Source organism: Actinoplanes sp. NPDC049599 (assembly GCF_044465625.1).
Lineage (GTDB): Bacteria > Actinomycetota > Actinomycetes > Mycobacteriales > Micromonosporaceae > Actinoplanes.
Genome location: NZ_JBITLX010000004.1, coordinates 74,191 through 86,625, shown reverse-complemented (window position 1 = coordinate 86,625; position 12,435 = coordinate 74,191). Strand labels below are relative to the sequence as shown.

General features: G+C 70.9%; 17 protein-coding genes and 1 riboswitch. Of the genes, 5 read left to right on the top strand and 12 right to left on the bottom strand.

Going from position 1 to position 12,435, the window contains the following annotated elements; genetic code table 11:
- Positions 1-122 precede the first annotated feature (122 nt).
- From ACIBQZ_RS09390 to ACIBQZ_RS09375, 4 genes are all read right to left on the bottom strand, one after another.
- Positions 123-269 carry a GPGG-motif small membrane protein gene (locus tag ACIBQZ_RS09390; protein WP_396088039.1) on the bottom strand — a complete coding sequence of 49 codons (147 nt, stop codon included), beginning with the start codon at positions 267-269 and terminating at the stop codon, positions 123-125.
- A 90-nt stretch (positions 270-359) separates the two neighbouring features.
- Positions 360-1,103 carry a metallophosphoesterase gene (locus ACIBQZ_RS09385; protein WP_396088038.1) on the bottom strand — a complete coding sequence of 248 codons (744 nt, stop codon included), beginning with the start codon at positions 1,101-1,103 and terminating at the stop codon, positions 360-362.
- Complete coding sequence (locus ACIBQZ_RS09380; protein WP_396088036.1) at positions 1,100-1,354, bottom strand: hypothetical protein; 255 nt, start codon at positions 1,352-1,354, stop codon at positions 1,100-1,102. Before ACIBQZ_RS09380 ends, ACIBQZ_RS09385 begins: the two co-directional genes overlap by 4 nt.
- A 1-nt stretch (position 1,355) precedes the next feature.
- On the bottom strand, positions 1,356-1,940 hold the full coding sequence (locus ACIBQZ_RS09375) for a nucleotidyltransferase (RefSeq protein WP_396088035.1): 585 nt from the start codon (positions 1,938-1,940) through the stop codon (positions 1,356-1,358).
- 130 nt (positions 1,941-2,070) lie between these two features.
- On the opposite strand from ACIBQZ_RS09375, the gene ACIBQZ_RS09370 reads away from it, so the two are divergent.
- Positions 2,071-2,895 (top strand): dTMP kinase, encoded by an 825-nt coding sequence (locus ACIBQZ_RS09370; RefSeq protein ID WP_396088034.1) that lies wholly within the window; start codon positions 2,071-2,073, stop codon positions 2,893-2,895.
- On the opposite strand, the gene ACIBQZ_RS09365 is transcribed toward ACIBQZ_RS09370, so the two are convergent.
- The gene (locus ACIBQZ_RS09365; RefSeq protein ID WP_396088033.1) at positions 2,892-3,575 is read right to left on the bottom strand and encodes an SDR family NAD(P)-dependent oxidoreductase; all 684 of its coding nucleotides are present in this window, start codon (positions 3,573-3,575) and stop codon (positions 2,892-2,894) included. The two genes, ACIBQZ_RS09370 and ACIBQZ_RS09365, sit on opposite strands and share 4 nt — an antisense overlap.
- A gap of 550 nt (positions 3,576-4,125) precedes the next feature.
- On the opposite strand from ACIBQZ_RS09365, the gene ACIBQZ_RS09360 reads away from it, so the two are divergent.
- Positions 4,126-5,127 carry an RNA polymerase sigma factor RpoD/SigA gene (locus tag ACIBQZ_RS09360; RefSeq protein WP_041840672.1) on the top strand — a complete coding sequence of 334 codons (1,002 nt, stop codon included), beginning with the start codon at positions 4,126-4,128 and terminating at the stop codon, positions 5,125-5,127.
- 75 nt (positions 5,128-5,202) lie between these two features.
- Here ACIBQZ_RS09360 and ACIBQZ_RS09355 read toward each other — a convergent pair whose 3' ends face one another.
- The 3 genes from ACIBQZ_RS09355 to ACIBQZ_RS09345 all read right to left on the bottom strand — a co-directional run bounded on the left by ACIBQZ_RS09355 (position 5,203) and on the right by ACIBQZ_RS09345 (position 7,312).
- On the bottom strand, positions 5,203-6,129 hold the full coding sequence (locus ACIBQZ_RS09355) for an NlpC/P60 family protein (protein ID WP_396088032.1): 927 nt from the start codon (positions 6,127-6,129) through the stop codon (positions 5,203-5,205).
- 47 nt (positions 6,130-6,176) lie between these two features.
- Positions 6,177-6,310: riboswitch (cyclic di-AMP (ydaO/yuaA leader) on the bottom strand.
- Between the two features lie 209 nt (positions 6,311-6,519).
- The gene (locus tag ACIBQZ_RS09350; protein ID WP_396088031.1) at positions 6,520-6,846 is read right to left on the bottom strand and encodes a DUF3817 domain-containing protein; all 327 of its coding nucleotides are present in this window, start codon (positions 6,844-6,846) and stop codon (positions 6,520-6,522) included.
- 28 nt (positions 6,847-6,874) lie between these two features.
- Positions 6,875-7,312, bottom strand: a complete 438-nt coding sequence (locus ACIBQZ_RS09345; RefSeq protein ID WP_396088030.1) for a hypothetical protein — start codon at positions 7,310-7,312, stop codon at positions 6,875-6,877.
- A gap of 108 nt (positions 7,313-7,420) precedes the next feature.
- Here ACIBQZ_RS09345 and ACIBQZ_RS09340 point away from each other — a divergent pair, with 108 nt between their 5' ends.
- Positions 7,421-7,984, top strand: a complete 564-nt coding sequence (locus ACIBQZ_RS09340) for a DUF1360 domain-containing protein (RefSeq protein WP_396088029.1) — start codon at positions 7,421-7,423, stop codon at positions 7,982-7,984.
- Positions 7,985-8,050: 66 nt separating this feature from the next.
- Here the strand turns inward: ACIBQZ_RS09340 and ACIBQZ_RS09335 are convergent, their stop codons facing one another.
- Positions 8,051-8,233, bottom strand: a complete 183-nt coding sequence (locus ACIBQZ_RS09335; protein ID WP_396088028.1) for a hypothetical protein — start codon at positions 8,231-8,233, stop codon at positions 8,051-8,053.
- Between the two features lie 350 nt (positions 8,234-8,583).
- On the opposite strand from ACIBQZ_RS09335, the gene ACIBQZ_RS09330 reads away from it, so the two are divergent.
- Both ACIBQZ_RS09330 and ACIBQZ_RS09325 read left to right on the top strand, forming a co-directional pair.
- Positions 8,584-8,790: a hypothetical protein gene (locus ACIBQZ_RS09330; RefSeq protein WP_396088026.1), complete on the top strand. Its 207-nt coding sequence runs from the start codon at positions 8,584-8,586 to the stop codon at positions 8,788-8,790.
- A 47-nt stretch (positions 8,791-8,837) separates the two neighbouring features.
- Positions 8,838-9,797, top strand: a complete 960-nt coding sequence (locus ACIBQZ_RS09325) for an ANTAR domain-containing protein (RefSeq protein WP_396088025.1) — start codon at positions 8,838-8,840, stop codon at positions 9,795-9,797.
- 3 nt (positions 9,798-9,800) lie between these two features.
- Here the strand turns inward: ACIBQZ_RS09325 and ACIBQZ_RS09320 are convergent, their stop codons facing one another.
- From ACIBQZ_RS09320 to ACIBQZ_RS09310, 3 genes are read right to left on the bottom strand one after another with little or no spacing between them, the layout of a single operon-like run.
- Entirely contained in the window at positions 9,801-10,103 is a 303-nt protein-coding gene (locus ACIBQZ_RS09320) for an antibiotic biosynthesis monooxygenase family protein (RefSeq protein ID WP_396088024.1), read from the bottom strand.
- A gap of 59 nt (positions 10,104-10,162) precedes the next feature.
- Positions 10,163-11,902 (bottom strand): MDR family MFS transporter, encoded by a 1,740-nt coding sequence (locus ACIBQZ_RS09315; protein ID WP_396088023.1) that lies wholly within the window; start codon positions 11,900-11,902, stop codon positions 10,163-10,165.
- Complete coding sequence (locus ACIBQZ_RS09310) at positions 11,899-12,384, bottom strand: MarR family winged helix-turn-helix transcriptional regulator (RefSeq protein ID WP_396088022.1); 486 nt, start codon at positions 12,382-12,384, stop codon at positions 11,899-11,901. Before ACIBQZ_RS09310 ends, ACIBQZ_RS09315 begins: the two co-directional genes overlap by 4 nt.
- Positions 12,385-12,435 lie beyond the last annotated feature (51 nt).

Here is a 12,435-nt window from a genome sequence, read left to right as displayed (position 1 = left end):
CCTCGTGTGCGCCCCGCTACCCAACGAGAACCGGGGCCACCGTATGGCTGCCTGCGAGAGGTAGCCATACGGCAGCCCCGGTGCGGTCGTGGTGACCGGTCAGGGATGCCGGGGGAGGCGGACTAATTGGTGAAGATGCTGACGCCGCCGGGGCCGACGAGCAGGCCGACGATGATGAGGACGACGCCCCAGAGGATCTGCCGCCGGAACAGCGCGAGGATGCCGGCGACCACGAGGATGACTGCGAGGATCCAGAGCAAAAGTGACATGCGCATCTGGTACCCGACGCCCCGAAATCGAAAACCTGTGACAGTGGGCACCAGCCACAAAAATACGGGGCCGGGCAGGGCCGATGTGGATCAGACGGTGGCGAGGCCGGCGTCGACGTTGTCGGTCAGCAGCTGATAGACGTTGTACGCCTGCTTGATGACCGGGTGCGCCACGTTGCGGACGGGCACCCCGCCCGGCGTGCGTCCCCGTTCGCTGCCGTGGTGTGCGTGCCCGTGCAGGGCCAGCGCGGTCGGCGCCGAGTCGATGGCCTGCCCCAGCAGATACGACCCGAGGAACGGATAGATCTCCAGCGGCTCGCCGACCAGCGTCTCGGGCACCGGGGAGTAGTGGGTCAGCGCCACCAGCGCGTCGCACTCCAGCCCGCGCAGCGCCGCGCCGAGCCGCTCGGCGATCGTCTCCGTCGTGCCGACGAAGTTCTTCATCTCCCGCTCGCCGAACTTGCTGGCGCACGCCCCGGCGAACCCGCCGCCGAAGCCCTTGACCCCGGCGATGCCCAGCCGGTGCCCGTGCAGCTCGAGGACGGTGGTGTCACCCTCCAGCACGGTGATGCCGGCGTCGCGCAGCACGGCGGTGACCGCGTCCTGCTGGTCGCTCTGGTGGTCGTGGTTGCCCAGCACGACCACGACCGGCACGCCCACGTCGCCGAACTCGGTGGCCATGCACTTGGCCTCCTCGACGGTGCCGTGCCGGGTCAGGTCACCGGCGATCAGCAGCGCGTCGGCGACGGCCGGCAGCTGCTCCAGGGCGGGCCGGTAGCGGCCCAGCACGTCCTTGTCGACGTGGACGTCACCCACGGCGGCGATCCGGATCATGAAATCTCCTCCACCTCACTGGGCGCCGCGGCCCGCACGATGCCGATGTCACAGGCGATCTCCACGTCCGGGAAGTGCGCCGCGATCTGCCGGCAGATCTCGTCGCGGCGCTGCGCGCTCTCCACCTCGCCGCCGAGCACCAGCAGGTGCTCGCGGCGCTGCAGGGTGATGCCCTGTTCGGCGATCGCCCCGTGCTCGGTGAGCAGGCGCTGGATCTCCGCCTCCAGATATTCGTCGAGCTGTGGTGTCATCTCATCCCCCCACTGACAGACGGGCTTGCCCCGGCAGCGCGACCACGTCCAGGCGGTCGAGCAGCACCAGGAACGCTTCCGCGTACGGCGACTTCGCGGTCAGCTCGCGCACCCGGTCCCAGTCGATCTGTTCCCGCAGCGAGCGGGCGACCGGCAGGCCGGTGGCGAAGTCGCAGTAGTGCTGGGTGTAGCTCAGCAGCTTGTGCACCATCAGCTGGGTAGCCGACAGCACCGGCATGTTGATCGCCTCGACCGGCCGCATGACGGTGTCGCGCAGCGTGGCGTCGGTGACCGGCGACTCGACCGGCCGGTAGATCAGGTCCACCATCCGGCCCTGGTCGAAGACCTTGACCAGCCAGTCCTCGGGCGGTTGCTCCACCTCGAAGCCGACCGCGGACAGCTCCTCCAGCGCGCGGGCCTTGTCCTGCTCGCGGATCACGAAGTCGACGTCGTGGTCGCTGGAGTGCCCGCCGTGGGCGTACACCGCGAAGCTGCCGCCGAGCGCGAACGGGATCTCCGCCTGTTTCAGCACCGAGGCGACCCGTTTGAGCGTGGTGACCAGGCCCTCGTCCACCCGGTGCGGCATAACGGTCTCCCTGCATCCGATCGGTGTGCATACGGCATCTCGACTACCCGGGGCTGCCCGCCTTCACACCCGGACCCCGTCCGTGCGGGGCCGGAACCGAGGGTGACTGCGCCGGGTACCGTTGGTGGGTATGGTCCCCGACCTCGAGTCCGCCCGTCCCGCTTTCGACGATCAACGTCCGTCCACCGCCGCCCGGCGCCCGTTGCGCACGGTGGCACTGGTCGGCATCGACGGCTCCGGCAAGACCACCCAGGCGCGGCTGCTGGCGGGCTCGCTGGCCGCGCGGGGCCTGCCCGCGACCTACCGGCGTAACGCCGGCGGCCGCCGCTGGTTCGGCCGGCTCGCCGCCACGCTCGGCCGTCGGGACGGCGAGCACCTGCTCGGCCGCAAGGTGATGCTCGTGGTCGAATCGGTGCTGCGCTGGCTGTCGATCCTGCGCACGCTGCTGCGCCGCCGGGTCACCGGGGAAATCTCGATCATGGACCGGTACGCGGTCTGCCAGTACGCGAGCATCCGCGCGCACGCCAAGACGCCCCGCCCCGAGCGGCTCAACCGGGCCGAGCGCCGCGCCCGGCTGGCCTACCGGGTGTTCCCGGCGCCGGACGTGACGTTCCTGCTGGCCGTCGACCCGGCCGTGGCGTACGACCGGATCGAACGCCGCGGCTACGACCACGAGGAGATGTCCTACCTGCGCGCCGCCACCGCCGCCTACGAGTCCCTGCCCGAGCACGCCGAATTTGTCATCGTCGACGCGAACGGCACCCCCGAGCAGGTGCAGCAGGCGCTGCTGGGCCACCTGCGCGCCTGGGCGCCTGCGGCCGTGCCGGTCGAGCTCCCGGCGCCGCGCCGCCCGGCAGCCTTGCTGGTGGCCCATGCCCGGGCGCTGCTGGTGACCGTGGCGACGCTGGCCGCCGCCGCGTCGGTGCTCACCTACCAGCTGGCGGAGGGTTTCTAGGCCCGGCCGTAGACCGGGATGGCGGCGCCGCTGGTCGGCGCCGAGCCGTCGCCGGCCAGGAAGCCGATGACCTGGGCGATCTCCGCCGGGGTGACCCAGCGGGAGAAGTCGGCGTCCGGCTGGCCGGCCCGGTTGGCCGGGGTGTCGATGATGCTCGGCAGCACCGTGTTGCAGCGCACGCCGCTCTTCTTGTACTCGACGGCGACGGCGTTCGCGAAGGCCAGCACCGCGGCCTTGGCGGTCACGTAACCGGCGGCGCCGGCGAAGGGCGCGACCGCCGCCCGGGAGGAGACGCACACCACGGAGCCGCCGCCGGCGGCCACCAGCTGCGGCAGCGCCGCGGCGGTCACCAGGTACGTGGGCCGCAGGTTCGCGCGCAGCATCGCCTCGAAGTCGTCGATCGGCGTCTCGTGCACCAGGCCGCCACCGGCGTACCCGCCGACCAGGTTCACCACCGCGCGCAGCGGCGCCGAGGCGTCGGACGCAGCCAGGGCCACCGCCGCCGCGACCTCACCGGGTTCGCTCAGGTCGGCCTCGACCGGGAGCACACCCTTCGGCAGCCGGTCGGTGGCGCCGGCCCGCACCGGGGCGACCACCCGCCAGCCCTGTTCGCGCAACACTTCGGCAACGGCCCCGCCGAGCCCGCCTGCCCCGCCTGTCACCAGCACACTGCGTTCCATACCGTGAACCGTAGTGGTGTGTTTTCCATCACTCCGGCCGGGACTCGGCGGAACGGCGTGGCGGTACCGGCCGAACGGACGTCAGCCCCGCGGGTGTCACCCGGACGGGCGAGTGAACTGCGGCTTGTCGTGCCGCATCGTGGCAGGTGCTCCCGTACGGGCCGGAGACGGGAGCTTTTGCCGTGACGTTTGCTTCATGCCCGACGGCAACCTGTCGATGCTGGACGTGAACCCAATCGGCTACCAGGCCGTACTGGGTAGTGATGAGCATCGCAGCCGGATCCGTGATGCCCGTCGCTGCGACGAAAGAGGGGCCGGTGGTGTCATGGAGCGGGCGGAGGGTATGCGTCTCATCACGCATCCATCGCGGGGTGTGGCTCCGAATACCCCGGTGAGAGCCCTCTTCAGTAAGTATCCACGCGGCTCTCAGCTGGCGCTCAGACACTCGTGACACTTTCAACTCACCAGCCGGAATCAGCGCAGGGCGCCAACTGTTCAGGTATGTGTCAGCACCGCAATGCATGAACTGCGGACGTTACGGGGAGGGCTGATGGACGCAGGTATTGCCCGTAACAGGGTTAGTGAAGGCAATGAGGGGACCGTGGGCAACGTGGAGAAGAACACCGTGATGAGGACCGACCAGGTCGCCGAGGAACGCGACCTCGTCGGAGTCTACCTGCACGAAATCTCCCGGACGCCGCTGTTGGATGCTGCCAGGGAGGTCGACCTCTCCAAGGCAATCGAGGCGGGCCTCTATGCCGAGCACCTGCTCGACACCGGCGAAGTCCGTCGCGGCGTGAGCCGGGAGGAACTGGAGCGGCTGGTCACCGAGGGCAAGCGGGCGAAGGATCTCTTCATTCGCGCCAACCTGCGGCTGGTCGTGTCGATCGCCCGGCGGTACGTCCGCTCGGGCATGCCGATGCTCGACCTCATCCAGGAGGGCAACACCGGCCTGGTCCGCGCCGTCGAGAAGTTCGACTACGAGCGCGGCTACAAGTTCTCGACCTACGCCACGTGGTGGGTCCGCCAGGCGATCAGCCGGGCGATCGCCCAGCAGGAACGCACCGTGCGCCTGCCCGTGCACCTGGTCGAGGACGTCAACCGGATGCGCAACGTCACCCGCCAGCTCGTCCGCGAGCTCGGCGCCGACCCGGAGCCCGCGCAGGTCGCGGCGGCCCTGGGCGTGACGGTGGAGCGCGTCACCGAACTGACCCGCTGGGCCCAGGACACCGTGTCGCTGGACACCCCGGTGGGCGACGACGGCGACACCAACCTCGGCGACCTGGTCGCCGACAGCGACGCGCCGTCGCCCGAGGAGATCGTGCTGACCGCCCTGGAGCGGCAGCGCATCGAGGGCCTGCTGAACCACCTCGACGACCGCTCGGCGGGCATCATGCGCGCCCGGTACGGCCTCGAGGACGGTCGTGAGCACTCGCTGACCGAGGTGGCGTCGCGCTTTTCGCTCTCCCGGGAGCGCATCCGCCAGCTCGAGATCCAGGCGCTCGGCCGGCTGCGCGAGCTGGCCCGGGCCGAGGGCCTGCAGGCCGCGTAACCCCCTCCCCTCGTTGCGAACGACAAGAAGGCCGGTGCCCCGAGGGGACACCGGCCTTCTGCTGTGCTCGGTGACTCAGGACACCCGGCCGTAGCCGTTGGGGGTCATGATGTCGATCGTCCGCTTCTTCACGGGCTGGCCCGCGCGGGAGGCGTCGATGATCTGGCCGCCGCCGACGTACAGGGCGACGTGCCCGTTGCTGCGGTAGAAGACCAGGTCGCCCGGTTTGAGGTCGGACCGGGAGATCCGGGTCGTGGCGCTGTACTGCGCCGCGGCGTTGTGCGGCAGGGACTTGCCGGCCGCGTTCCAGGCCGCGGAGGTCAGCCCCGAGCAGTCGTAACTGTTGGGCCCGCCGGAACCGTACTTGTACGGGAGGCCGATCGCGTTGTAGGCGAAGGTGACCGCCTTGCCGGCCGAGCCCGCGATGGACGGGATGTTGCCGGTGTACTTGCTGCCGGCCTCGGTGGGCGAGCCGTAGGCTGCGGTGCGCATCGCGTACAGCTTCTTGAGGTCGCCCTCGATCTTCTTCTTGCGACCGTCGAGCTCCTTGACCTCGGCGGTCTGCTTCGCCTGGGTCGCCTTGAGGGCGGCCTGCCGTTCGGCGAAGTTCTCCGTGGTCGCGCGGTACTCCGCGATGTCGCGGCCGCGGCTGCGGGAGATCTGCTCGAGGATGCTCATCCGGTCCATGAGGTTGTCCGCGCCCTCGAGCACGACGTTCATGGTGCCGACGTGGCCGGTCATGTACGCCGACGCCGCGATGCTGTCCATCTGCGTGCCGGCGGCCTCGAGCGCGGCCTTGGCCGGCGCCAGGGACTCGGCCAGCTTCTTCTCTTCGGCCTTGGTCTGCTTCAGGCTGATGCGCATCTTGTTGTACGACTCGACGACGTCCTCGAGCTGATCGGACGCCTTGTCGATCTTCTTCGTCAGCTCACTCTTCGACGGTTCCGCGTGCGCGGAGGTCGCGGCGCTGCCGGTGATCGCGATCGCCAGGGCGGCGACCACCAGCGCACGGAGTCTCGTGCGGGCGTGTGGCAACGGTATGTGGCCTTTCTTCCGCTGTGGCCGCCTACCGGGTTAGCTGACGGGTTCGGGCGGGAAGAAGGCCCTACCGCTGGTGCGGATTCACCCCGGTGCTGCTTCGGTGTGGTTCCCCGGTTCGTCGTGGCGGAGGCGGTGACCCTGGGGGATCGGGGTCGCGTTTTCCACCGGCGAGGATTCGGCGGCGTGGGCCGGCGCCACCGAGGGTGTGGCTGCGGACCGGACCAACCGCATTAACTTATCGGCGCTCGGCATTAACACAAGAGCCCGAAGAGTGACTTGCGCCAATGATCACAAATAAGAGAATGATCCCGATAACGGCAGGCAACAATTCCGCTTCGTAGAGTGACTTTTCTACTCTGCCATGGCCGGCGGGGGAGTGGCGGCCGCCGGGACCCACTTGCGCGTGACGACGCGCTCGGCCCAGAACGACAGGAACGGCACGGTGCCGGCCAGCATCACGAGCAGCATCCGGCCCAGCGGCCAGTGCGCGCGGCGGCTCAGGTCGAAGGTCGCCACCAGATAGACCATGTAGAGGAAACCGTGGAACGGGCCAACGGTGGCCACCACGGTGTCGTTGTCACCCAGGTACTTCAGCGGCATGCCGATGACGACCAGCGTGATCAGGACCACGCCGACGATCCAGGCGATGATCCGGTAGCGGGTCAGGGCTCCCTGCACGTTCCACGTCCTTCTGGTTCGGTGCTGCTCAACTGGCGCTGGTGCGCGGGCCGGGATAGTCGCTCGGCCGGGCGCCGGGGTGGGCGGCGAGCCAGCCCAGGTACTCGTTGTAGGCGGCCAGCTCGGGATCGTCGTCGACGGGCGCCGCGTTCGCCACCGGCACGCGCACCGGGCGCCGGACGGTCACCGGCGCGTCCTGCTGCGGCACGGCCGGGCGTTCCCCGGTCTCCGCGGCCGGCTCCGGCGGCGCGGGGCGGCGGGACCGGCGTTCCTGCTGCACCTCGCGGAACCAGATGAACACCACGAACAGCGCGAAAACCGGCCACTCGAAGGTGTAGCCCCAGCTGAGCGCGTTGCCCTCGGTGGCCCGGCTGAACTGCCACCAGCCCAGCGCGAGGAAGGCGGCCACGAGCACCAGCGCGAGGACGTGGCGCGCGATCCACGCGGGGGTCCACAGCCCTTTCATGTGCCTCAGCGTACCGGCGGGTTTGGTGGGAGGGCGCTCGGGCAACCGGTGCAGGCAAGCATCGAGCGATCCGGCTCACCCGGGACTTCTGAGAGGACCACCGACTTCATGATCTCCTCGGTACGCGGCCGGCTGAACCGGCTGCGACGCGACTACGCGCCCCACGAGCACCGGCCGCTGGACGGCTATGTGGCCACCATGGGCGCGTTCGGTGTGCTCGCCGGCAGCCTGGCCGCCGCGGCGCGGCTCAGCGGGCGGCCGGTGCCGGAGCGACCCGCCACCGCCGACATCGTGCTGATCTCCATCGCCACGCACAAGCTGAGCCGGCTGATCGCCAAGGACGCGATCACCAGCCCGCTGCGTGCGCCGTTCACCCGGTTCGCGGAGCCGGGCGGCAGCGGCGAGATCAACGAGGAGGTACGCGACCAGGGCAGCTCGCTGCGCCACTCGATCGGCGAGCTGGTCAGCTGCCCGTTCTGCCTGGCGGTGTGGGTGGCGACCGGGCTGACCAGCGGGCTGGTCTTCGCGCCCCGGCTGACCCGGCTGGCGGCCACGGTGTTCACCGCCACGGCCGCGTCCGACTTCCTGCAGATGGCGTACTCGCTGGCCAAGGAGGCCGCGGAGGGTGAGCCGGAGCCGGCCGATCAGCCCGCGCCGGCCCTCGCCGCCTGACCAGGACCACGCACGGCGAAGCCCCCGGCCTGGCGGCCGGGGGCTTGGTGCGTTCGTCGGGGTGGGTCAGGGCGGGCCCTCGCGGTCCAGGCCCGACCGGCCCTGCGGGCTCTCTGCCTCGCCCGTCCCGCCCTCGGCGTCATCCCGGTCCACCACGGTGTCGGAGTGCTCACCGGCGAAGTCGCTGTCGCCGTCCGGCACAGCTTCCTCGTCGCCGAACGCGGGCAGCCGTTCGTTCTGCTGGGTCATCTCACTCCTCGTGCGGGCTTGGTCCGGCGTCGGGTGGTCGTTCCCCGGTGGTTCGACTACCCGGGGCCGGGCCGGGCAAACGGTGTGGCTTGAGTCACAACCGCTACCGGAATCCGGGCACCCCGCCGACGGTTGAGTCAGATGTCGGTGTGATCAGTGTCCCCGGGCCTCACCCTTTGCCTTCGCGGAATACCGTTCGGCTGGAGCCGCGTTGAGCCTTTCGCCGCGAGGCGACCTGCACACCGACAGCTGTGATCGCGCCGCCTCCGGTCTCCGGGGGCGGCGCTTTTGCGTCCCGGATATCGATCATCGTGCGGGTTCGCTTGCGCCCAGCGGGGTAACCAGCGGCCATGACTGACGACCGGACGGACCAGCGCGCTGCCGAACTGCTGCCCGAGGAGCGCAGCGCGGGCGGCAGCAGCGACCCGCAGGCGCAGGCAGCGGCCATTCTCGCCGAGTCGGACGAGCGCCAGGCCGACCTGGAAGCCGCGCCGAGCACGCTCCTGGAGCATCGGACCTCGGAACAGACGGTCACGCCGGAGGACGGCACCCGGTAGTGGACGGGACTTTCGTGTTCACCGATGCGCGTGGCAATATCGGCCGGATGTCAGCCCCGCAACGAAGCTTCGGGCGCACCATCTCGCGCCGGGTGCCGGCCTCCGGCGCAGCCGCCGCGAACGCCGACCAGACCCGGACCCCCGGCCGCCGGCGCCCGCCCGCGGCCGGGCCGGCCGCACTCCCTGCGGCGCAGCCGCCTCCCGGCTTACCGGCCGCGGTGCCCGGCTCGCTGCTCGCGGCCGCGGTCCGTCCCCCCGAGCCCACCCTGAGCATCGACACGGTGGTGCGGGACGGCCTGGCGCCGTCCGCCGGTGCGGGGGAGCCGGCCGGGCCGCACCCGGTGGAGCTCGCCGGGCTGCTGCACGAGCTCACCGCCCGCCTGCTCGGCGCCGACGGGGTGCCGCACGCCCTGGACCGGCTGGCCGCCTTCGCGGCCGGGGTCGTGCCCGGCACGCTGCGCTGCTCGGTGGCGCTGATCGGGGAGGGCGGACCGCCGGTCGTCGCCGCCTCCGGGAGTGCCGCCCAGGCCCTCGACGACCTCCAGTACGCCGCCGGCGACGGCCCCGCCCTCGAGGCCGCCCGGACCCGCACCCTGGTGACCGCCCCCGAGCTCCAGGACGACCCGCGCTGGCCGCAGCTGGCCGAGGGCGCCCGGCAGCACGGCGTCCGCGGCGTCGTGGCGATCCCGCTGGACGTGCAGCGGTCCTCGGTCGGGGCGCTGAGCCTGTTCGTCGGCACGCCCGGCGGCATCGACCCGGCGTGGCTGCTGACCGCGATGGCCGTGGTGAACCAGGCCGAGGTGCTGCTGGGCGAGCTGCGCCGGCGCGAGGGCCTGCGGGAGGGTGCGACGGTGGACCGGGCGGCCGGCGTGATCATCGCGCAGCGTGGCTGCGGCGTGCAGGAGGCCTACACCGTGCTGCAGGAGACCGCCCAACGGCTCGGCATCGACCGCCGGACCGTCGCCGAGCGGCTGATCAAGGCGGCGGCTCGCAACGCCGACGCCTGACCGCTACTTCCGCACCTGCTGGACGACCTCGAACTCCAGCAGGCTCGCGCCCGAGGCCACCGGGCGGCTGCGCTCACCCGCGTGTGCCGCCCGGCCCGAGCCGGCCGACCAGGCCTGGAAGTCCTCCTCGGTCTCCCACTTGGTGTAGACGAAGTACCGGGTCTCGCCGCCGACCGGGCGGAGCAGCTCGAAGCCCAGGAAGCCCGGGGCGTTCTCCACCGCACCCTGCCGGGCGGCGAACCGCTGCTCCAGCTCGGGGCCCGCGCCCTCGGGGACGTCGATAGCGTTGATCTTCACGACTGCCATACGACAAAGGGTACGAGCGCGGGCTGCGCTCGTACCCTTCGGTGTCGCCGGCTGAGCAGCTAGCGGGAGCTGCGGGTCTCCACCTCGGGCCCGGCACCGACCTCGCCGGGCACGCCGTTGCTCGCGGCGGCGGCCGCCGCGTCGTCGGCGCGCTGCTGCTGCGCCGACCGGTGCTGCAGCGGGATCTCCGGCAGGAACAGCACCACGATCAGGCCGAGGACCATCACGACGGCCGCCAGCAGGAAGATCAGCTGGATGCCGTCGGAGAAGCCGACCTTGAACGGGTGCGACACCACGTCGGAGAGCCGGTCCAGGAACGACGTGTCGTTCAGCGCGTCGCCGCCCTGCGCCTGCTGCAGGGTCTGCAGCTGACCCGGGTCGGCGGCCACCGCCTGCTGGAACTCCGGGGTGCCCTGCGCCGTCGCGTACGCCGAGTTGATCTTGCCGCCGACGACGTTGAAGAGCACGGACAGGAAGATCGCGGTGCCCAGCGTGCCGCCCATCGACCGGAAGAACGTCACCGAGCTGGTGGCCACGCCGATCTCCCGTGGCGACACCGCGTTCTGCACCGCGGTGATCATCGGCTGCATGTTGCCGCCCAGGCCGAGGCCCATCACGACCATGATCAGCATGGTCTTCCAGAGCGGGGTGTCGGCGCCGATCAGGGAGAACAGCACCAGCGCGGACAGCATGAGGATGCTGCCGATGATCGGGAAGACCCGGTAGCGGCCGGTCCGGGCGATCAGCTGGCCGGAGGTGATCGAGCCGGCCATGATGCCGATCACGAACGGGATCATCTGCAGGCCGGCCTCGGTCGCCGAGGAGCCCTTGACGATCTGCAGGTACAGCGGCACGGTCAGCAGGCCGCCGAACATGGCCATGCCGACGATCGTGCTGGAGATCGAGCCGACCGCCACCGTGCGGTTCTTGAACAGCCGCAACGGCAGCAGCGCCTCGTCCTTGTAGGCCCGCTCGGCCAGGATGAAGCCGACGATGCCGATCAGCCCGATCGCGTAGCAGCCCAGCGCGCGCGGCGAGTCCCAGCCCCAGGTGCGGCCCTGCTCCGCCACGGTCAGCAGCGGCACCAGGCCGACGATCAGCGCGAGCGCGCCCGGCCAGTCGATCCGGTGGTCGGTGCGGGTGTGCGGCAGGTGCAGCACCCGGGCCACGACGATCATCGCGGCGATGCCGATCGGCACGTTGATGTAGAAGATCCAGCGCCAGCCGGTGATGCCGAGGATGGTGTCCTGGCCGGCGAAGAAGCCGCCCAGCAGCGGGCCGATGACGCTGGCGGTGCCGAAGACCGCGAGGAAGAAGCCCTGGTACTTGGCGCGCTCGCGGGGCGGCACGATGTCACCGATGATCGCCAGCGCCATCGACATCAGGCCGCCGGCGCCGATGCCCTGGATCGCCCGGAACGCGGCCAGCTCGTACATGCTCTGGGACAGGCCGCAGAGGATCGAGCCGATCACGAACGCGGCGATCGCGAACAGGAAGAAGCCGCGCCGGCCGTAGATGTCGGAGAGCTTGCCGTACAGCGGTGTGGAGATGGTCGAGGTGATCAGGAAGGCCGTGGTGGCCCAGGCCTGCAGGTCGAAGCCCTTGAGGTCGTCGGCGATCGTGCGGGTCGCCGTGGCCATGATGGTCTGGTCCAGGGCGGCCAGGAACATGCCCATCATCAGGCCGCCGAGGATGGTCAGGATCTGCCGGTGGGTGAATTCCACCGACGGCCCGCCGGCGCCCGCTGCGCCCGCCGGCGGCCCCGGCTCTGCGGTGGCGGTGGTGCTGGAGTTACTCACGCGTTCTCCCGTGCTGGTACGGCTGGGTCGCAGCGCACGAGCGCCTCGACGGAGCTGTTGAATTCGTGGAAAAGGTCGGTGAAGGCGTGCACCCGCTCGGCCGGCCAGCCCTTCAGGGCCTCGCTGATCAGCGCGTTGCGTGCCTCGTGCAGCTGCGCGCAGGCGGCCAGGCCCGCAGCCGTGACGGCGAGCCGGGAGGCCCGGCCGTCGGCGGGATCGGCCTCACGGCGGGCCAGGCCGGCCTTGACCAGCTGAGCCGCCTGCCGGCTGATCGTGGACGGGTCCGCGCCCTTGACCTCGGCGAGGTCGGTGACCCGCATCGGGCCCAGGTGCCGCAGCGGGAACAGCAGCATGAGGGCGGAGAACTCGGCGCCGAAGTCCCTCACGTGGAGCATGCCCTTCGCCCGCGGGCCCAGCCGGGCGAATCGCACAAGTTCGTCGGCCAGGCGTCCGGCCTGGGCCTCGGCGTCCGTTTCCGCCATCGGCCGCACCTCCCGTCAAGATGCGTGCAGCGTACAACTTGTTGTGTGGTG